Annotated in this window: 17 protein-coding genes; 13 read left to right on the top strand and 4 right to left on the bottom strand. The window is 66.3% G+C overall.

All coding sequences use genetic code 11. The annotated features are described in order from the left end of the window. Positions 1-37: 37 nt before the first annotated feature. A complete protein-coding gene (locus AC3WJE_RS08920) occupies positions 38-1,099 on the bottom strand; it encodes a lipid A deacylase LpxR family protein (protein ID WP_493730429.1) in 1,062 nt (353 codons plus the stop codon). 193 nt (positions 1,100-1,292) lie between these two features. Here AC3WJE_RS08920 and AC3WJE_RS08915 point away from each other — a divergent pair, with 193 nt between their 5' ends. The 4 genes from AC3WJE_RS08915 to AC3WJE_RS08900 all read left to right on the top strand — a co-directional run bounded on the left by AC3WJE_RS08915 (position 1,293) and on the right by AC3WJE_RS08900 (position 5,683). After that, positions 1,293-1,571, top strand: a complete 279-nt coding sequence (locus AC3WJE_RS08915) for a YbeD family protein (protein WP_493730428.1) — start codon at positions 1,293-1,295, stop codon at positions 1,569-1,571. A gap of 20 nt (positions 1,572-1,591) precedes the next feature. After that, complete coding sequence (gene lipB, locus AC3WJE_RS08910; RefSeq protein WP_493730531.1) at positions 1,592-2,263, top strand: lipoyl(octanoyl) transferase LipB; 672 nt, start codon at positions 1,592-1,594, stop codon at positions 2,261-2,263. A 14-nt stretch (positions 2,264-2,277) separates the two neighbouring features. Further along, the gene (gene lipA, locus AC3WJE_RS08905) at positions 2,278-3,291 is read left to right on the top strand and encodes a lipoyl synthase (RefSeq protein ID WP_493730427.1); all 1,014 of its coding nucleotides are present in this window, start codon (positions 2,278-2,280) and stop codon (positions 3,289-3,291) included. Positions 3,292-3,493: 202 nt separating this feature from the next. Then, the gene (locus tag AC3WJE_RS08900) at positions 3,494-5,683 is read left to right on the top strand and encodes a carboxy terminal-processing peptidase (protein WP_493730426.1); all 2,190 of its coding nucleotides are present in this window, start codon (positions 3,494-3,496) and stop codon (positions 5,681-5,683) included. 150 nt (positions 5,684-5,833) lie between these two features. Here the strand turns inward: AC3WJE_RS08900 and AC3WJE_RS08895 are convergent, their stop codons facing one another. Beyond that, positions 5,834-6,580: a sulfite exporter TauE/SafE family protein gene (locus tag AC3WJE_RS08895; RefSeq protein WP_493730425.1), complete on the bottom strand. Its 747-nt coding sequence runs from the start codon at positions 6,578-6,580 to the stop codon at positions 5,834-5,836. Between the two features lie 88 nt (positions 6,581-6,668). Between AC3WJE_RS08895 and AC3WJE_RS08890 the strand changes: the two genes are divergently transcribed. Then, on the top strand, positions 6,669-7,565 hold the full coding sequence (locus tag AC3WJE_RS08890; RefSeq protein ID WP_493730424.1) for a LysR substrate-binding domain-containing protein: 897 nt from the start codon (positions 6,669-6,671) through the stop codon (positions 7,563-7,565). Between the two features lie 214 nt (positions 7,566-7,779). On the opposite strand, the gene AC3WJE_RS08885 is transcribed toward AC3WJE_RS08890, so the two are convergent. Continuing rightward, positions 7,780-8,619, bottom strand: a complete 840-nt coding sequence (locus AC3WJE_RS08885; protein WP_493730423.1) for an endonuclease/exonuclease/phosphatase family protein — start codon at positions 8,617-8,619, stop codon at positions 7,780-7,782. A gap of 188 nt (positions 8,620-8,807) precedes the next feature. Between AC3WJE_RS08885 and AC3WJE_RS08880 the strand changes: the two genes are divergently transcribed. The 4 genes from AC3WJE_RS08880 to gnd all read left to right on the top strand — a co-directional run bounded on the left by AC3WJE_RS08880 (position 8,808) and on the right by gnd (position 12,372). After that, a complete protein-coding gene (locus AC3WJE_RS08880) occupies positions 8,808-9,452 on the top strand; it encodes a DUF2242 domain-containing protein (RefSeq protein ID WP_493730422.1) in 645 nt (214 codons plus the stop codon). A gap of 125 nt (positions 9,453-9,577) precedes the next feature. After that, positions 9,578-9,949, top strand: coding sequence for a glycine zipper 2TM domain-containing protein (locus tag AC3WJE_RS08875; RefSeq protein ID WP_493730421.1), 372 nt, complete (start codon positions 9,578-9,580; stop codon positions 9,947-9,949). 145 nt (positions 9,950-10,094) lie between these two features. Next, positions 10,095-11,387: a hypothetical protein gene (locus AC3WJE_RS08870; RefSeq protein WP_493730420.1), complete on the top strand. Its 1,293-nt coding sequence runs from the start codon at positions 10,095-10,097 to the stop codon at positions 11,385-11,387. 67 nt (positions 11,388-11,454) lie between these two features. Then, a complete protein-coding gene (gene gnd / locus AC3WJE_RS08865) occupies positions 11,455-12,372 on the top strand; it encodes a phosphogluconate dehydrogenase (NAD(+)-dependent, decarboxylating) (RefSeq protein ID WP_493730419.1) in 918 nt (305 codons plus the stop codon). A 145-nt stretch (positions 12,373-12,517) separates the two neighbouring features. Here the strand turns inward: gnd and AC3WJE_RS08860 are convergent, their stop codons facing one another. Beyond that, positions 12,518-13,570 carry an oxidoreductase gene (locus AC3WJE_RS08860; RefSeq protein ID WP_493730418.1) on the bottom strand — a complete coding sequence of 351 codons (1,053 nt, stop codon included), beginning with the start codon at positions 13,568-13,570 and terminating at the stop codon, positions 12,518-12,520. Positions 13,571-13,712: 142 nt separating this feature from the next. Here AC3WJE_RS08860 and AC3WJE_RS08855 point away from each other — a divergent pair, with 142 nt between their 5' ends. From AC3WJE_RS08855 to AC3WJE_RS08840, 4 genes are all read left to right on the top strand, one after another. After that, a complete protein-coding gene (locus tag AC3WJE_RS08855) occupies positions 13,713-14,090 on the top strand; it encodes a BON domain-containing protein (protein ID WP_493730417.1) in 378 nt (125 codons plus the stop codon). A gap of 393 nt (positions 14,091-14,483) precedes the next feature. Then, positions 14,484-16,298 (top strand): sensor histidine kinase, encoded by a 1,815-nt coding sequence (locus AC3WJE_RS08850; RefSeq protein WP_493730416.1) that lies wholly within the window; start codon positions 14,484-14,486, stop codon positions 16,296-16,298. Next, a complete protein-coding gene (locus AC3WJE_RS08845; RefSeq protein ID WP_493730415.1) occupies positions 16,295-16,735 on the top strand; it encodes a response regulator in 441 nt (146 codons plus the stop codon). The genes AC3WJE_RS08850 and AC3WJE_RS08845 overlap by 4 nt, the downstream gene beginning before the upstream one ends. Before the next feature lie 5 nt (positions 16,736-16,740). Next, positions 16,741-18,246, top strand: a complete 1,506-nt coding sequence (locus tag AC3WJE_RS08840) for an ATP-binding response regulator (protein WP_493730530.1) — start codon at positions 16,741-16,743, stop codon at positions 18,244-18,246. Positions 18,247-18,331 lie beyond the last annotated feature (85 nt).

The raw sequence follows: 18,331 nt of genomic DNA, 5'->3' as shown, positions 1-18,331 counted from the left end.
TCTGCTTCTCCCATTCCCGTTTCCCCCATTCCCTACCTCACAACATCCGACTGATCGTGAAGCTGCCGAAGGCCGGTGTGTGCCGCTGCCCGTCGAACTCGCGGGTGCGGTGGAAGCGGGCGACCGCGAATTTCCAGCGGCCGCGCATCACCGCGATGCCGTAGCCGATGTCGGCCACGAACGGACGCTTGTCCACGCTGTGGCTGTCGCGGAAGGTATTGCCATCCAGGGTGATGTCGCGCAGTACCCAGCGCCCGTCGGTGGTCACGAACATGTGCGCGGACCAGCCGCGTGGCCGGGCGCTGCCGCTCGGTGCGGTGTTCTCGCCGGCCGGGCGGGTCGGGGTGCTGCCGAAATCGTCCGGCAGCTTCCAGCCGAAGCGCACTTCGCCACCGACGTTGGCATACGTGGCGCGATTGCCCAGGGCGCCGCCCCAGTGGCTGATCGCATCCCAACCCCAGCCGCCGGCATTGAGGCTGGCATCGCGTGGCCAGCGCCGCATGCGCTCGTGCACCAGCCCGATCAGCGGCTCGTTGTGCAATTGGTGGCTCCAGCCTTCGAACTTGTTGTCGTCGAGCACCTTGTGCACCGCGTTCTGGGTCTCCTCGCCAAGCGCCCAGGGGCCGATCAGGCCCAACTGCAGCTGGGTGGTGCGCAAGTGGTCGGCGTTGCGGGCGTTGTAGCCGAAGCTGGCCATCACGATGCCGGCATACGGACGGTCGTCCGGGATCACGTCGTGGCGGGTGTAGTCCGTGGGCGTGTACAGCCCCTGGCCGATCGAGAACACCATGTTCTGTTGCTCGAACTCGCCCGGATGCAGCCTTTCCAGGTACCGGTTGATCCAGCGCGCCGCCGCCGGCAGGCAGGGGTCGCTGGTGTAGTCGACCAGATTCGGCGAGACGAAGGTCAGCACCGCGCCGCTGGTATAGCCCTGGTCCTGGTGCTCGCCGCCGAACAGATCATTGTCGACCCGGAAATTGACCGCTGGCGGGGTCTGGCTGAGGGTGCTTTGGCGGCATTGCTCGGCGGCCAGGGCCGACGTGGTGGTGCTCGACAGGGCGATTGCCAGCAGAAGCGGCAACGTGCGCAGTGGGGGCATGGGGGATCCTGGGGGAAGGAGGGCAAGGCCGCCTGCAACCGTGCCAGCCAAATATGGAAATTAATTATTGAACTATGGAGTTTATTTGCTCTTGGCGCCAGTGCGCCAGCTCGCGTGCTGCACCAGTCCGTTGCAATCCGTGGTGGACCAGACGGGCTTGGGTTTGCCTTCTCGCGGCCCGATAATGGCCGGCATGGAAATCAAATCCGACAATCCCGAGCATGGCTTCCAGTTCCCGGGCGTGTTCGAGCTGAGCGCGATGGGTACCGCCGACAAGGGTCTGGAGACCGAGCTGCCGCGGTTGCTGGTCTCCACCGGCGTGGAGCTGCTGGAAGAGAGCATCAGCTGGAAGCACTCCAGCAATGGCAAATACGTGTCGGTGCGGATCGGCTTTCGCGCCGCTTCGCGCGAGCAGTACGACGCAGCCCACGCGGTGCTGCGCGACCACCCGGAAGTGAAGTGGACGCTGTAGCAACGGCCTGCGACACCGCCGTGCCCGATGCAGTCGTGTGGCCCGGCCTGGTGCGCCAGCTCGGTCGCCAGCCCTACGAACCGGTCTGGCGCGCGATGCAGCGCTTCACCGATGCCCGCGACGAGAACACGCCGGATGAGCTCTGGGTGGTCGAGCACGAGCCGGTGTTCACCCTCGGCCAGGCCGGCAAGCCCGAACACGTGCTGGCGCCGGGTGATATCCCGGTGATCCACGTCGATCGCGGCGGCCAGGTGACCTATCACGGGCCCGGCCAGATCGTGGTCTACCCGCTGCTCGACCTGCGCCGGCTCAAGATCGGCGTGCGCGAGTACGTGTGCCGGATCGAGCAGGCGATCATCGACACCCTGGCCGAATGGAACATCGAGGCGCTACGCCGCGATGGCGCGCCTGGCGTCTACGTCGGCGATGCCAAGATCGCCGCGCTCGGTATCCGTGTGCGCCGTGGCTGCACCTTCCATGGCCTGTCGTTCAACGTGGCGATGGACCTGGAGCCGTTCCAGCGCATCAACCCCTGCGGCTATCAGGGCCTGCAGGTGACCACGGTGCTAGACTTGGGCGGGCCTTCCGGGCTGGAAGCCGTCCAGCGCGTGCTGCTGGAGCAACTGGGTCGCCAGTTCGGCCTGGAGTTGCGCGCCCTCTCAGAATTCCCCGATCTCTCCGACGCGGACTGACCGCGCATATCGCCATGAACCAGCCGATCAGCCGTTCGATTCCCCTGCAGATTGTCTCGACCGAGACCGCGCCGTCCGCCCCGTTGCAGACCGGCGTCAAGCAGCTGGGCGGCGACAAGATCAACCGCTCGCCGGTGCAGTTCGCCGACGCGCCGGTGCTGCGCAAGCCATCGTGGATCCGCGTGCGCATCCCGTCCGGCAATGCGGTGGCCAACCTCAAGGCCAAGCTGCGCGAGAACCGCCTGGTCACGGTGTGCGAGGAAGCCAGCTGCCCGAACATCCACGAGTGCTTCGGCCACGGCACCGCCACCTTCATGATCCTCGGCGAGGTCTGCACCCGCCGCTGCTCGTTCTGCGACGTCGCCCACGGCCGGCCCAAGCCGCCGGACCCGAACGAGCCGGCCAACCTCGGCAACACCGTCGCCGACATGGGCCTGAAGTACGTGGTGGTGACCAGCGTCGACCGCGACGACCTGCGTGATGGTGGCGCCCAGCATTTCGTCGATTGCATCGCGGCGATCCGCGAGCGCTCGCCGGGCACCCGCATCGAGGTGCTGACGCCGGATTTCCGCGGCAAGGGCCGCATGGAGCGCGCGCTGGAGATCCTGGCGCAGAACCCGCCGGACGTGTTCAACCACAACATCGAAACCGTGCCGGACCTGTATCGCAACGTGCGTCCGGGCGCGGATTACCAGTGGTCGCTGACCCTGCTGCAGCAGTTCAAGGCGCAGCATCCGTCGATCCCGACCAAGTCCGGGATCATGCTCGGCCTGGGCGAGACCATGGAGCAGATCCGGGCGACCATGCGCGACCTGCGCGCGCATGACGTTGACATGATCACCATCGGTCAGTACCTGCAGCCGACCGCGCATCACCACCCGGTGATGCACTACTGGTCGCCCGAGGACTACAAGGCGCTGGAGGTCTACGGCTACGAGCTGGGCTTCAGCCACGTCGCCTCCGGTCCGATGGTGCGTTCGTCCTATCACGCCGACCAGCAGGCCGCCGGCGCCGGCGTCGCCGCCTGAGCGCCACGCGCGCCTGGCAGATAAACCCTCGCTGTCTCCAGCGGCGTGCAGGCGCGCCGCCGCCGTTGCGTTCACGCGCGGTCACGCCACGCCCCGTAGGCTGGATCATGAACCGGATGACAAGCGCCGCAACTTTGGGCACTGTCACGTTGTCCCACGTCAACACCGCACCTTCCACGGCCCCGGCGCCGAGAGCATCCTGATGAAATACAAGGCCAAGACCCTGCTTACCTCCAGCGTGCTGGCGCTGGCGTTGACGGTTCCGCTGATGTTGCCGGCATGGGCGGACAACGCCGTGCCGCTGCCGGCCGCCGCCACCCCCGACCAGGCCACCGCCAGCAAGCTGGTGTACGGCCTGCTCTCGGACAGCCGCTATGCCTACCGGCCGCGCGCGCTCGACGATGCGATGTCCAAGGACGTGTTCAAGCGCTATCTGGAAGCGCTCGACAGCGGCAAGCAGTTCTTCACCCAGGCCGACATCGACGCGTTCGCGCCGGCGCAGGCCGGGGTGGGTTCGGCGATCCGCGATGGCGACCTGGCACCGGCGTTCGAGGTGTTCGGTGTCTACAAGAAGCGCGTCGATCAGCGCGTGGCCTATGCGCGCAAGCTGCTCAAGCAGGACTTCGAATTCAACGGTGACGAGAAGTTCGAGTACGACCGCGAGAAGGTGCCGTGGGCCAAGGACGACAAGGAGCTTGACGATCTGTGGCGCAAGTCGGTGATGAACGACTGGCTGCGGCTCAAGCTTGCCGGCAAGAAGCCCGACGATATCCGCAAGACGCTGGACAAGCGCTACGCCAATCTCTCCAAGTCGGTCGGCGAGCTGAAGGGCGAGGACGTGTTCCAGTTCTTCCTCAACGCGTACACCAGCGCGGTTGATCCGCATACCGATTACTTCACCCCGCGCACCGCCGAGAACTTCAACCAGCAGATGTCGCTGTCGCTGGAAGGCATCGGCGCGCAGTTGCAGAAGCAGGACGACATGACGGTGATCCGCGAGATCATCCCGGGCGGTCCGGCTGCGGTGGACGGCACGCTCAAGCCCGGTGACCGCATCGTCGGCGTCGGTCAGGAGAAGAACGGGCCGATGGAGGATGTGATCGGCTGGCGCATCGATGATGTGGTCGGCAAGATCCGCGGCAGCAAGGACACCCAGGTGCGGCTGGAGTACATCCCGGCCGAGGCGGGCATCGATGGCGCGCCGCGCACGTTGACGCTGACCCGGCAGAAGGTGCGTCTGGCCGAACAGGCCGCCAAGGGCGAGACCATTTCCATCCCGGCCGAGGACGGCGGCCCGGCGCGGCGCATCGGTATCGTCAAGCTGCCCGGTTTCTACCAGGACTTCGAAGGCCGTCGCCGCAACGCGACCGACTACGCCTCGGCTACCCGCGACGTCGCCAAGCTGCTGGCAGGCTTCAAGACCGACAAGGTCGATGGCGTGGTGCTGGATCTGCGCAACAACGGCGGCGGTTCGCTGGACGAGGCGATCGAGCTGACCGGGCTGTTCATCGAGCAGGGCCCGGTGGTGCAGGTGCGTGAGTCCGGTGGCCGCGTCACGGTCAACGGCGACCGCAACGACAAGGTCGCGTGGGATGGTCCGCTGGCGGTGCTGATCAATCGCGGCTCGGCCTCGGCCTCGGAGATCTTTGCTGGCGCGATCCAGGATTACGGGCGTGGCCTGGTGATCGGCGAGACCAGCTTCGGCAAGGGCACGGTGCAGAACGTCGTCGACCTGGACCGCTGGCCGGCCAGCGAGGGCGACCGCTTCGGCCAGGTCAAGCTGACCATCGCGCAGTTCTTCCGCGTCAGCGGTTCCAGCACGCAGCACAAGGGCGTGGTGCCCGACATCGCGTTCCCGGCCAGCGTGGACGCCACCGAGTTCGGCGAGAGCACCTACGACAACGCGCTGCCGTGGACCCGCATCGCCGCGGTACAGCACACCCAGTACGGCAACTTCGCGGCGCTGCTGCCGAAGCTGGACACGCTGCACAAGACCCGCATCGCCCAGGACAAGGAGTTCCAGTGGTGGGAGCAGGATGTGGACCAGTTCCGCGAGGAAAAGGCCAAGAAGTACGTCTCGCTCAACGAGGCAGATCGCCGCACCGAGCGTGAGAAGCAGGAAGGCCAGCGCAAGGAACGTCAGCAGATCCGCAAGCAGCTGGGCCTGCCGCTGGACCCGCTGGCTGACGACACCGACGACGGCCTGACCGGCAGCGAGCGCGACATCGCCAAGGACACCGCACGCGAGAAGCTGGCCGACAAGCGTCCGGACCCGCTGCTGCATGAGTCGGCGGCGATCCTGACCGATGCGGTGAACCTGCTCGAGCAGGATCACCCGCTGTCGGCGCAGGTGCTGCCGCAGTCGACGGCACCGGGGCGTTGGGCCGACTGAGGTCTGTTTTTCCGGGTGAACCCAAAGCGCGCCGCTGGCCTCCAGCGGCGCGCTTTTTTCTTGCGTAGGAGCGGCGTCAGCCGCGAGGGGCTTTCCTGGGAAAGCTTCTCGCGGCTGAAGCCGCTCCTACAGTTGAGAACATCCTGGCAATCAGCGCAGCGACTGCCAGCCCAGATGCAGGCCGAGTGCGAGCAAGGTGAGGAAGAACACGCGCCTGAAGATCAGCGGCGACAGGTAACGGCGCAGCAGTGTGCCCAGCGCGACGCCGACCACGGTCGGCAACAGTGCCAGCAGCGAGGCCGGCAGCGAATCCAGCGACATTGCACCGCGCATTGCCAGCGCTGCGGCCAGCGCCAGCGTGGCGGTACCGAAGCACAGCCCCAGTGCCTGCACCAGCGCATCGCGCTTCAGCTGCAATGCGCCGAGATAAGGCACGCTGGGCAGCACGAACACGCCGGTGGCGCCGGTCAGCAGGCCGGTGGCAGTGCCGGCGATCGGTCCCAGCCATAGTTCCCAGCGTGCCGGCAGCACCGGTTGCCAGCGGGCCAGCCCGAGCAGCGCGTACAGCACCAGCAGCACCGCCAGGCCGAATCGGGCAGGGGTCGGGTCCTGTCCCGTCAGCAGACCGGCGCCGGCCCAGGTCCCGATCGCGATACCGGCCAGCATCGGCCAGAGCCTACGCAGCAGCGTACCGGTGTGGGTTCCCCAGGCCTGTTGAAGATTCGTCAACAGCGAAGGCAGTGCCAGCAGGGCGGCGGCTTCCACCGGCGCCAGCCATAGCGACAGCAGACCCATCGCCACGGTCGGCAGGCCCATCCCGGTGACGCCCTTGACGGTGCCCGCCAGCAGGAAAACCAGCAGGATCGGAACCAGGTGCGAGGCCAGTGCAGTGTTCATGGTGCCTAGCTTCCGCGTCGGTGTGGAGGCGGACAATGCGGAATATCATGAGCCAGCCTTCCGGATTGGCGAAGGCTGGAGCGATGCCATGCATTTCGATCTGACCGATCTGCGGCTGTTCGTCGCCGTCGCCGAGGCTGGCAGCATCACCGCGGGTGCCGAGCGCGCGGCGCTGTCGTTGGCGGCGGCCAGCACCCGTATCCGCGAACTGGAACAGCAGGCCGGGGTGCGCCTGCTGGAGCGCGGGCGCCGTGGTGTGGAGCTGACCAGCGCCGGACGCGCGCTGCTGCGTCAGGCGCGTCAGCTGCGCCGCCAGGTCGATGCCCTGCAGGCGGAAATGGCCGAACATGCCGGTGGCAGCAAGGCGACGGTGCGGATGTTGGCCAATACCGCGGCGCTGTCGGAATGGCTGCCGGAACTGCTGGCGGATTTCCTGAAGGCGCATCCGGGCATCGATCTGGCGCTGGCCGAGCGCGGCAGTGAGGCCGCGGTGGAGGCATTGCGCGAGGAGCGTGCCGATCTGGCGGTGGTGGCCGGGTATGCCGCGTTCGATGGCCTGGATGCACTGCCATTCCGCGAGGATCGGCTGGTGCTGGTGGTATCGCGCGAGCATCGCCTGGCTGCGGGCGCGGCCATGTCGCTGATGGAATTGCTGGACGAGGATTTCATCGGGCTGGCCAGCGACAGCGCGCTGCAGCGGCATCTGGTCGCGCAGGCGGCGCGCGGTGGTGGGCGGCTGCGGGTGCGCGCGCATGTGCAGGACGTGGAGGCGGTGTGCCGGATGGTCGCGCGGGGTGCCGGCATCGCGATCCTGCCGCAGGCGGCGGCGTTCCGTTCGCAGGTGCGTGAGGGATTGGCGACGGTGCAGCTGCGTGACGATTGGGCGCCGCGGCAGTTGTGGATTGTGGTTCGGGCGCAGGATGTTGGGGGGACGCCGGTGGGGCGGTTGCGGGATTGGTTGGCTGAGGTGAGGGGTTGTGATTAGTTGGGGTTGGGAGTTGGCTTTTTTCGTGTTCGTCGTATTCGTGTGGAAGGGGGCGTACTTTCCTTTCCACGGCATCGATCAACCGTCGTACCCGTTCAGCCGCTATCTTCCACGCGGGCGGCACCTTCGCGATCTCTCTACCGTCGTCCCCGCAAAAACAGCCGAAGCAAAAGCACGAACAACAGCAACAGCAACAGCGGTGTTCATGGCTTCGTCATGGCCACGCAAATTCGGCGATCACCGGGAAATGGTCGGAGGGCCAATGGCCTTCCGGGCGGGCGTCGAGCGTGGCGTAGCGGGTTGCGGTCAGGTCGCGGCTGAGGATCCAGTCGATGCGTCGATCGGGGTGGCCGGTGAAATCGTGGAAGGTCGCTTCCGGGCCGGCCGGGTGCGGTACTTGCTCACGTGCATCGGTGAGCATCGCGGTGAGGGTGCGGTGGGTCGGGCTGTCGGGCGTGGTGTTGAAGTCGCCGGTCACCACCACCGGAATATCGGAGGGTAGTGCTTTCAGTCGCGAGACGATCAGCGCCGCGCCCTTGGTGCGTGCCGGCTCGTCTTCGCCGCGATAGGGCAGGTGGGTGTTGAAGAGATAGAAGCGGCGATGATCGGAAACGCGCTCGAACAGACCCCAGGTCACCATCCGTGGCAGCGGGTGCCCCCAGCTGATGCTGCCTGCCACCTCGGGCGTGTCCGACAGCCAGAAGTCGCCGGAGTCCAACAGTTTCAGGCGACGGGTGTCGTAGAACACGCCCATGCGCTCGCCGTCTTCGCTGCCGTCGCGGGTGCGGCCGAACCAGTGGTAGTGAGGCAGTTGCGCCGCCAGGTAGTCGGCCTGCTTGTTCACCAGTTCCTGGGTGCCGAAGATGTCGGGTCGCTGCTGACGGATCAGCTCGGCCATCGAACTGCGGCGGACTTCCCAGCGCTTGTCGCCGTCGGTATCGACGGGCACGCGTACGTTGAATGACATGACCCGCAGTGCATCCGCCGCCATCGCCTGGCCCGCAGCGAGTACACCGAACAGCACCAGCAGCATGGCCGGCAGACGTGAAGCCATCCTGTATCCGGACATCCGGGTTCCTTGCATGGTCGAAAGCGGCAAGGGTGCCATGTCCGTGTTTACGCGGATGTGTCCAAGTGGGCGTTCGCTAACCGGGGCGTAAGTGCCGTCGTGGCGGCGGATCATCCTCACGGCGGTTGCGCGATAATCTCCAGCCTCTGTTATCGACTGACCGGATGTTCGCCATGAGTCTTTCCCGCCAAGCGTCAGTGACCTTCGGCCTGCTGCTGGCCGCCGGGCTGTCCGGTTGCGCCGGCAAGGGCGACACGATGCTGATGCGCGAGACGTTCAATTCCGACAACACCTATTCGCGCAGCTTCAATGCCACGCCGGCCGGGGTGTGCGAAGCGGCGCGGCGCGTGCTGCTGAGCCAGGGCTACATCGTCTCGCGTGCGGATGCGGCGGCGGTGGAGGGCAGCAAGAATTTCCAGCCCAAGGACGACAGCCACGAACAGTTGGATCTGCGTGTTTCGTGCGTGGCGCAGGGCGATGGCAAGTCGTGGGTGTTCGTCAGTGCGCTGCAGGATCGCTATGCGCTGAAGAAGAGCCCGACCTCGGCGAGCGTGGGGGTGAGCGTGCTCGGCTCGGTTTCGTTGCCGATCGGCAGCACCGACGATTCGCTGGTCAAGGTCGCCAGCAGCACGGTGCAGGATGCGGCGTTCTATGACCGTTTCTTCGAGCGCTTGCAGACATACCTGCCGCCTGCACCGGCCAAGCCAGCGCCTGCATCCGTACCGGCACCTGCTCCGGTCGAAGCTGCGCCTGCACCGGTGGCCGCGCCGGCGGCATCACAGGATGTTACGCCGGCGGCAGACGCAAGCCGGTCGTGAGGCGGCGTTCACGCCTCCGGCTGTGCGCTTAACCGGGTGCGTGCACTTCACGGGGTATTCGCCGGCGAGCCAGCACAGTGATCACACGGGCCGGCGAATCGTCGGCGCAGTGTGGAGGTGCGGTCATGAATACGCGTATCCGCAAGACGTTTGTCGGTGCGTCGTTGTTGTCGATGCTGATGGTGGGCGCCGTGCAGGCGCAGAGCTATGGCCCGCAGGACGAAGGGCGCCGCTTCAACGATGGCACGGTGGTGAAGTGCCACAAAGAAGAAGTGCACAAGAACAGCTCCGACCCGAATCGGGTGGGTGGCACCGTGGCCGGTGCGGTGGTTGGTGGGCTGGTCGGCAGCCGGTTCGGCAGTGGTAGCGGCAAGAAGCTCGCCACCGTCGGCGGCGCGGTGGCCGGCGGTGCGACCGGTCGCTATATCCAGGGGCAGCGCCAGGAAAACAACGGCGACCGCGTGGTCGAGACCGTGTGCGAGCGTGTGCGGCGTTGATCCGCGCGCGATAGCGGGAGGGGCTTCGTCACCCCTGCGTGCACGGGGATGACGAGCGAAAGAGGCCTGCGCGCGGCCTGCTGCATTCGCATGGCCTGAACGCGCTCGACGCGATGCTTCCGCTCCCTTTCCGGCAATCGTATCGATGGGCCGACGTGCAGATGAGCACAGGATCGCGTGGTGGCGCCGTGCCTGGCGGATGTCGGCATGGCTGATGCTGTGCTGGGTCGGCGGGCTGGTCGAGGCCTCGACGCTGGAGGATGCGTCCTCGCATTGCCTGGAAGCGGTGCTGCGCGAGTTGGGTTGGCGTATCGACGAGCGCGCGACGCAGGTCCGGATCGAAGCAGGATCGCCGTGCCGACGCGATTCGTTGGCGCAGGCCCAGGCAGCCGGCGATCTGCGTCTGATGCTGCCGGCGAAGATCGATGACGGTGAACGCCGCCGGCTGCTGCGCGATGTGCTCGACGGTCAGGCCAGTCAGTGCGCCTACGCGTTCAAACTGGGCGATGCCGCACGCCATGCCGCTGCGCGCCTGCAGGAAAACCCGGGGTATCGATTCAGCGCGATCCAGCTCGGTTGGATCGGATTTGGCCTGCGCGGCGCGCACGCACAGGGCTGGGAGCGGTTCCGCAGCTTCGGACGCGGTTACCGGCCCGTCGATGGCAATGCGCGCGCGCTGGAGGCCTTCTATTCGGGGTACGTGCGCTCCGATTGCGGCGTCGGCCGGCAGGTGGCCCAGCTCGCTACGCAGCGTGAGTTGTATGGCGATGCTGCGTTCGACCGTGCGTTCACTGCCCCGGAACTGTCGATCGGCACGTTCATGACCCTGCACGACACCGACAGCATCCTGCTGGGTCGGCATGCCGGTGAGCTGTTCGCCGACGGCAAGGCCGAGAAGACCGCCGCGTTGGGCCGACAGGCGTTCATGGGCGCACCCGGTTTCATCGCGCACGTCTTCGATGAAACCTATCTGGACGACATCAACAACCAGGCCGAGAACTTCATCGTGGTCGATGTCAGTGCCGAGGCGGCCGATGCGCTGGCCGTGCATGGCGGGCTGGCGTACTACGACACGATGAACCGGCGCATCTGGGAACTGGCGCGGCAAATGCCGCAGCAGAGCTATCGGCGCTTCGAACGCTTGCTCTACGAGCGTGATGCCGGGCTGCGTGCGAACCTGCCGCCGGCGCAGCAGGCGCTGGTCATGCAGATGCTGGCGTTGCTCGACGACCCGTTCTATCGCGGTTTCATGGTCTACGTGCATCCACAGGGCGTGCACCCGATCGGCTATCACGTCGCGCGCCTGCTCGATCGCAACCCGCGTACGCCGTATTCGATCGACCTGACGCTGCACAACCTGCACACGACGCTGTACCGTCGCTGGATCGACAGCCGCGTGGACGCATGCGAAGAGGCTGCTGCTGGAACGGATCATTGACGGCACGCAAGCGCCAGTGCAACGCGTTCGTGCCACCCTAATCACAACAACCGGATCGAGGTGACGTATGCAACTTGGAATGGTGGGGCTGGGTCGGATGGGCGCGAACATGGCCGAGCGGCTGGTGCGCGGCGGTCATCATGTCGGTGGCTTCGATCTGGGACAGGCCGCCCGTGATGCGGCCCAGGCCAAGGGCATCGCGCCGTATGCCTCGCTGGCCGAACTGGTGAGCTCGCTGCCCGCGCCGCGCGTGGTCTGGTTGATGGTGCCGGCCGGCCAGGTGGTCGATGACACGCTCGCAAAGCTGCAGCCGTTGCTCGGCACCGGCGACATCGTCATCGACGGCGGCAATTCGTATTACAAGGATTCGCAGCGGCGTGCGGAAGCAATGCGTGCGCAGGGCATCAGCTATGTCGACTGCGGCACCAGCGGCGGCGTGTGGGGATTGCAGGAGGGTTACAGCCTGATGGTCGGCGGCGAGGAGGCGGTGGTCGCGCAGCTGGCGCCGATCCTGTCCACGCTTGCACCAAAAGCGGACGCCGGTTGGGGACGTGTCGGCCCCAGCGGTGCCGGCCATTTCACCAAGATGGTCCACAACGGCATCGAGTACGGGCTGATGCAGGCCTATGCCGAGGGTTTCGCGCTGATGCAGCGCAAGCAGGAGTTCAACCTCGACCTGCACCAGGTCGCCGAGATCTGGCGCGACGGCAGCGTGGTGCGCTCGTGGCTGCTCGACCTCACGTCCGAGGCGCTCAAGCACAATCCGGACATGCATGGCATCGCGCCGTACGTGGCCGATTCCGGCGAAGGCCGCTGGACCGTGGCCGAGGCGATCGATCTGGACGTGCCGGCGCCGGTGATCACCTTGTCGCTGCTGGAGCGGCTGCGTTCGCGCGACAAGGACTCGCTGACCGACAAGCTGTTGTCGGCGATGCGCAACCAGTTCGGCGGCCACGTGATGAAGACCGAGGCCGACGGCGGATAAGTCGGTTTTTAGCGTAGGAGCGGCTTCAGCCGCGATGGGGCTTTCATGCAGATCCCTCTGCAAAAGCCCGCACATCCATGTGCGGGGATTCAAATGGGAAAGCTCCATCGCGGCTGAAGCCGCTCCTGCGTCAGCAGTCGAGCGATCAGATGATGGAAGGCACGTCGAGCCGCCGCCCCAGCCGTGCGCTGCTTACCGCCAGTTCCAGCAGCTCCATCAGCTGCAACGCCTGGGCCGCGGTGACCGGCGGCGGCGTGATACCGGCCATCGCATCGCGCCACTGCGCATAGCAACGCCGATAGTCGCCGCGCTCGCTGGTGATGGTGATCGTGCTGGTGTGGCCGTCCTCGTCCACACGGGTCAGGCTGCCGTCCCGTGGGTCCAGGCCCCAATCAGCTCCGCCTGGGCGCTGCCCGGCACGCAATGCGTCCTCCTGCGTATCCAGCCCCTGTTTGACGAAGCTGCCGCGATCGCCATGCACTGCGAAGCGTAGCCGTGCATCGGCGACCAGCGAGCCGGCGTGCAGCACCGCGCGCATGCGTGGGTAGTGCAGGACCACGTCGAACCAGTCGTCGCTGCGGGCGTGATCGCGTTGCGTGGCGATGTCGGCCTGGATCGCCTGCGGCGTGCCGAACAATTGCAGCGCCTGATCGAGCAGGTGCGGGCCGAGATCGAACCACAGCCCGGCACCGGGTGCATCGCTCTCGCGCCAGCGATCGCGCACCTGCGGACGAAAGCGGTCGAAGTGCGAATGGAACTCCGTGATGCGGCCCAGCTCGCCGGTTTCGATCAGGCCACGCACGGTCAGGAAATCGGCATCCCAGCGACGGTTCTGGAACACGCTGGCGATGCGGCCTGCGTTCTCGGCTGCGGCGACGATGCGCCGGGCCTCGCCGGCGGTCACCGCGAACGGCTTGTCGACCAGTACGTGCTTGCCTGCGGCCAGTGCCTCGCAGGCGAGCGCGGCATGGGTGTCGTTGGGCGTGGCGATGACGATCGCATCGATGTCCGGATCGGCCAGCGCCTGCGCCCGCTCGACCACGCGCGCGGAGGGGAAATCCACGGCGGCCGCGGCCTGGCTGGACACGATGCTGTGCAGCGCCAGTCCATCGGTGGCGGCGATCAATGGCGCGTGGAACACGCGTCCTGCGTAGCCGTAGCCCAACAGGGCGACGTTGAATGGTCCGGAGCGTGTCATCGGTTGCCGAAGCGTGGACAGGGCCTTGGATGATAAGCGAGCCGGCTTCGCGCGAAGGGTTCACAGCGCCTGCATGCACCGCTCACGCGCGTTGCACGGAGCGCACGGAACACTGCGCGACACGCGTCAAGGGGGAACCAGGATGAGCAAGCGCGATCCGTTGATTCTCAGGATGCTGGCTGCGTCGTTGTCGCTGGGTCTGCTGGTGGTTGCAGGGCAGGTGCTGGCGGTCGATCCGCCGCCGGAGTGGTCGAAGGCATCGGATGAGCCGGTGACCGATACCTGGATCACCACCAAGGTGAAGAGCGAGCTGCTGGCGAAACGGCACATGCCCGGTCGCGATATCAAGGTGGATACCGTCAATGGCGTGGTGACGCTGTCCGGTGAGGTCAACACCCGCGCCCAGCGCGACCAGGCTCTCTCCACCGCCAGGCACATCAAGGGCGTGCGTAAAGTGGAGGCTGCTCAGCTCAAGGTGGTCGGCAAGTCCGGTAAGCCGCACAAGACGGCCGAGAAGTAACGCCTGCCGTCGATTCGCTTCCGGCAGGCGGGACGAGGCGGCTTTCGTGGAGTTCGCTGTGAAGGGGGCGTCATCGACGCGCCCTTTTTCCTGGTTCCGTCGCGGTGGGTGGCGATCCTGTGGGCGGGACTTCAGTCCCGACGGGCTTTACCGGTAAAGCGTCGGGACTGAAGTCCCTCCCACAAAGAACTGCCGACAAAAGATTTCCCGCGAATTTTCTGGAGCTTGGCGCGTAATCTCTCTGCACCATCTTCACACGCTGTCCACGTATGATTTTCACTCCGTTCAGGAATGTCATGAGCGGGGGAGACTTAATCGTTCACCCGGGGGCGTAAGTGATGGCGGACAATGCTTCGCCGTCACGGAACGTGTGGGCAATCGGAACAGGAATCGATGCAGGCAACGACCACTGAAGACGTCTGGGACCGCTGGCGCCTGCCGTTGCTGGCGTTGGCGGTGTTCCTGATCGTCGTCGTGCCCTCGTTGCTGTTGCAGCAGATGGCCAGGAACGCCAATGTCGCGGCCAACTGGGCCTCCCACAGCCAGGAAGTACGCGAACAGTCGCAGCGGGTGGAAGCAGCGTTGCGCGATCTGGAGTCGGCCGCGCTGGCGCGTTCATACGGCATCGACAAGCCGATCCTGCGTGAGCGCATGGCCGAGGGACGCGTGCAGACCGAAGCCGCGCTGGCGCGGCTGGCCGAATTGACCCGCGACAATGGCGACCAGTTGCTGCGCATCGGCCGCGCCCAGGCCACCGTCGAGCGGCGGATGGCGATGGTCGAGCAGATCGCGGCGACCCAGGACCCCGCGCGGGTGCGTGCGTTGTTCGAGGAAATGACGGTCGGCAGCCCGATACGCGACCTCATCAACGACCTGCAACTGGAAGAGGAACGCCTGCTGGCGCAGCGGCAGCGCGAAATACAGCGCCAGCGCACCCGTTACAGCATGCTCAGCTGGGGCGCGCTGATCGTGCAGTTGCTGCTGCTGGGCACGGTGATCTGGCTGCTGCAGCGGCAGATCCGTCGCCGCCTGCTGGCCGAGCGTGCGTTCCTGCATGCCAGCGGCCGCGCGTCGGCGGTGCTGCACACCGTGCGCGAACCGATCGTGCTGCTCGATGGCAGGCAGCGGGTGATCCTGCACAACCCGGCGTTCGCCGAGCTGTATGGGCTGGACGAACGTCCAGGTGCGCCCGCGCAGGTGCCGTTGAAGGACATCGGCGAAGGCGCCTGGGACGACGTACAGATCCATCAACGGTTGTCGGACATCCTGCTGCGCGGACGCGAACTGTGGGACTTCGAACACGAGCAGCGCGGCGCCGACGGCGTGCCCCGCACCATGCTGCTCAACGCACGGCGCATGCCGCTGCCGGATGCGGACGACGAAGTGGTGCTGATGACGGTCAGCGACATCAGCCTGCAGAAAGCCGCGCAGCAGCGCATCCAGGAACTGAACCGGCAGTTGGAAGGCAAGATCGAGCAGGTATCGGAGGTCAACCGCGAGCTGGAGGCCTTCAGCTACTCGGTCTCGCACGACCTGCGTGCCCCGCTGCGCCACATCGCCGGTTTCGCCGACAAACTCTCGCGTCATCTGGATGAAAGCGCCGACGAGAAATCACGCCACTACATGGAGGTCATCAGCAGTTCGGCGCGGCGGATGGCGTCGCTGATCGATGATCTGCTGGTCTATTCGCGCCTGGGCCGCAGCGCATTGCGGATGCAGGCGGTCGACATGCAATCGCTGGTGGCCGAGACGCGTTCGATCCTGGATGCCAACCTGCAGAGCGAGGATGCCGGGCATCGCGTGGACTGGCGCATCGCGCCGCTGCCGATCCTGGTGGCCGACGAGAACATGATGCGGCAGTTGTGGACGAACCTGCTCGGCAACGCGGTCAAGTACAGCGCCAAGCGCGATGTGGCGCGTATAGAGGTCGGCTACGAGGTGCTGCCCGACGGCAGCCATCATTTCACCGTCCGTGATAACGGCGCCGGTTTCGAGATGGATTACGCTGGCAAGCTGTTCGGCGTGTTCCAGCGACTGCACAAGGCCAGCGAGTATCCCGGCACCGGAATCGGCCTGGCCAGCGTGCGACGCGTGCTCTCGCGCCACGGCGGCCGCGTCTGGGCCGAGGGCGCCGTCGACCAGGGTGCCACCTTCCATTTCGTCCTGCCCACGGCGCTTGAAGCGCCCCATCGAGAGTCCAGAGCATGACCGCCATCCGTACCATCCTGCTTGCCGAAGACAGCCTCGCCGACGCGGAAATGGCCGCCGATGCGCTCCGCGAAGCCCGGCTCGCCAATCCGATCGTGCACGTGGAGGATGGCGTGGAAGCGATGGATTACCTGCTGCGCCGCGGCGTCTTTGCCGGTCGCGAGGAAGGCCTGCCGGCGGTGCTGTTGCTGGACATCAAGATGCCGCGCATGGATGGGCTGGAAGTGCTCAAGCAGATCCGCGCCGATGAGCAGCTCAAGCGCCTGCCGGTGGTGATCCTGTCGTCCTCGCGCGAGGAACGCGATCTGGCGCGCAGCTGGGACCTGGGCGTGAACGCCTACGTGGTCAAGCCGGTGGACGTGGATCAGTTCTTCAATGCGGTCAAGACGCTGGGCACGTTCTGGGCGGTGATCAACCAGGCTCCGGAGCAGGCTTGATCGCGATGTCGCACGAAGGTGCAAAGCTTGGGACGTTGCGCATCCTGCTGATCGAGGATTCGCCGGAAGATGCCGAGCTGCTGTCGGACCAGTTGATCGAAGCCGGCCTGGAGGCCACGTTCGAGCGGGTGGACAACGAGGAGTCGCTGCGCCTGGCGCTGGAGGCGTTCGAGCCGGACATCGTGCTGTCCGATCTCAGCATGCCGGGCTTCTCCGGCTACGAGGCGCTGCACGTGGTGCGCGAGAACAATGCGGCGACGCCGTTTGTTTTCGTCTCCGGCACCATGGGCGAGGAAACTGCGATCAAGGCGCTGCAGGACGGCGCCAACGACTACATCATCAAGCACAACCCGACGCGCCTGCCGACCGCGGTGGTGCGGGCAGTGCGCGAGGCGCGAGCGGAGCTGGACCGTCGGCGCGTCGAGGCCGAGCTGATGCGCGCGCAGCGCCTGGAGAGCCTGGCACTGCTGGCCGCGGGCCTCAGCCATGACCTGCGCAACATCCTGCAGCCACTGCTGATCGTGCCCGACCTGCTGGCCGGGCGTACCGATGATCCGCAGCTGCGCCAGCTTGCCAGCGTCGTGGCCGAATGCGGACGGCGCGGGCACGAGATGGCCGAGTCGATGCTGTCGTTCGTGCGCGGGTCGAGCAAGCCACGCGAGAAAGTGGCGATCGCGCAGCTGTTCCAGGCGGTGCAGATGCTGCTCAAGAGCAGCCTGCCCGAAGGCGTGCGGCTGCAGTTGGACGAGGTCGACGAAGCGCTGAGCGTGGAGGCGAACTACACCGAGCTGCAGCAGTGCCTGCTCAACCTGGGATTGAACGCGTTGCAGGCGATGCCCAAGGGTGGTGTGTTGACGTTGTCGGCCGTTGCCGAGGGCGATGACCGCGTGCGGATCAACGTGGCCGACACCGGCATCGGCATGAGCGAGGAAACCCGCGTACGCCTGTTCAGCCCGTTCTTCACCACCAAGGTCGACGGCACCGGGTTGGGGCTGGTCTCGTGCAAGCGCATCGTCGAGTCCTACGGCGGCAGCATCCACGTCAAGAGCGCGCCGGGACAGGGCACCCGCTTCGATCTGCTGCTGCCGGTCCGCGCAGGTACAGCGCCGGAAGTGGAGCCCGACGCGCCGCTGGTGCCGGGCAAGGGCCAGCGCATCCTGCTGGTGGACGGCGAGGCCACGCGGTTGTCGCTGCTGGGCAACGCGCTGTCGAGCCAGGGTTACCAGCCGCAACTGGCGATCGACGGCGCCGCCGCATTGCAGTTCACCCGCCAGCGTGTGCTGCCGGATCTGGTGATCGTCGACAGCGACATCATCCTGCTGTCGGCGGTGAGCCTGCTGCTGACGATGCAGGAACTGGGCTACCAGGGCCCGGCGATCGTCCTGGAAGACATCGGCTCCCCGCTGCAACGCGAGCACTACCCGGCCGACATCCCGGTGCATGTGCTGCACAAGCCGCTGGAGATGCGGCGGGTGTTTCGCGCGGTGGCGAGGGCGTTGGAGGAGCCGTGATGGGTGATTCGTGATGGGTGATTCGGTAGGAGCGGCTTCAGCCGCGATGGGGCTTCCCTAGGAAAGCCCCATCGCGGCTGAAGCC

The organism is Pseudomonas sp. GW821-FHT07E12 (genome assembly GCF_058986605.1).
This window is presented reverse-complemented; position numbering and strand designations above follow the sequence as displayed.

What these genes read in the sequence shown, in the direction of transcription:
- AC3WJE_RS08920 (WP_493730429.1), bottom strand. Translation starts at nt 1,099, where the DNA reads ATGCCCCCACTGCGCACGTTGCCGCTTCTGCTGGCAATCGCCCTGTCG.
- AC3WJE_RS08915 (WP_493730428.1), top strand. Translation starts at nt 1,293, where the DNA reads ATGGAAATCAAATCCGACAATCCCGAGCATGGCTTCCAGTTCCCGGGC.
- lipA (WP_493730427.1), top strand. Translation starts at nt 2,278, where the DNA reads ATGAACCAGCCGATCAGCCGTTCGATTCCCCTGCAGATTGTCTCGACC.
- AC3WJE_RS08900 (WP_493730426.1), top strand. Translation starts at nt 3,494, where the DNA reads ATGAAATACAAGGCCAAGACCCTGCTTACCTCCAGCGTGCTGGCGCTG.
- AC3WJE_RS08895 (WP_493730425.1), bottom strand. Translation starts at nt 6,580, where the DNA reads ATGAACACTGCACTGGCCTCGCACCTGGTTCCGATCCTGCTGGTTTTC.
- AC3WJE_RS08890 (WP_493730424.1), top strand. Translation starts at nt 6,669, where the DNA reads ATGCATTTCGATCTGACCGATCTGCGGCTGTTCGTCGCCGTCGCCGAG.
- AC3WJE_RS08885 (WP_493730423.1), bottom strand. Translation starts at nt 8,619, where the DNA reads ATGGCTTCACGTCTGCCGGCCATGCTGCTGGTGCTGTTCGGTGTACTC.
- AC3WJE_RS08880 (WP_493730422.1), top strand. Translation starts at nt 8,808, where the DNA reads ATGAGTCTTTCCCGCCAAGCGTCAGTGACCTTCGGCCTGCTGCTGGCC.
- AC3WJE_RS08875 (WP_493730421.1), top strand. Translation starts at nt 9,578, where the DNA reads ATGAATACGCGTATCCGCAAGACGTTTGTCGGTGCGTCGTTGTTGTCG.
- AC3WJE_RS08870 (WP_493730420.1), top strand. Translation starts at nt 10,095, where the DNA reads ATGGGCCGACGTGCAGATGAGCACAGGATCGCGTGGTGGCGCCGTGCC.
- gnd (WP_493730419.1), top strand. Translation starts at nt 11,455, where the DNA reads ATGCAACTTGGAATGGTGGGGCTGGGTCGGATGGGCGCGAACATGGCC.
- AC3WJE_RS08860 (WP_493730418.1), bottom strand. Translation starts at nt 13,570, where the DNA reads ATGACACGCTCCGGACCATTCAACGTCGCCCTGTTGGGCTACGGCTAC.
- AC3WJE_RS08855 (WP_493730417.1), top strand. Translation starts at nt 13,713, where the DNA reads ATGAGCAAGCGCGATCCGTTGATTCTCAGGATGCTGGCTGCGTCGTTG.
- AC3WJE_RS08850 (WP_493730416.1), top strand. Translation starts at nt 14,484, where the DNA reads ATGCAGGCAACGACCACTGAAGACGTCTGGGACCGCTGGCGCCTGCCG.
- AC3WJE_RS08845 (WP_493730415.1), top strand. Translation starts at nt 16,295, where the DNA reads ATGACCGCCATCCGTACCATCCTGCTTGCCGAAGACAGCCTCGCCGAC.
- AC3WJE_RS08840 (WP_493730530.1), top strand. Translation starts at nt 16,741, where the DNA reads ATGTCGCACGAAGGTGCAAAGCTTGGGACGTTGCGCATCCTGCTGATC.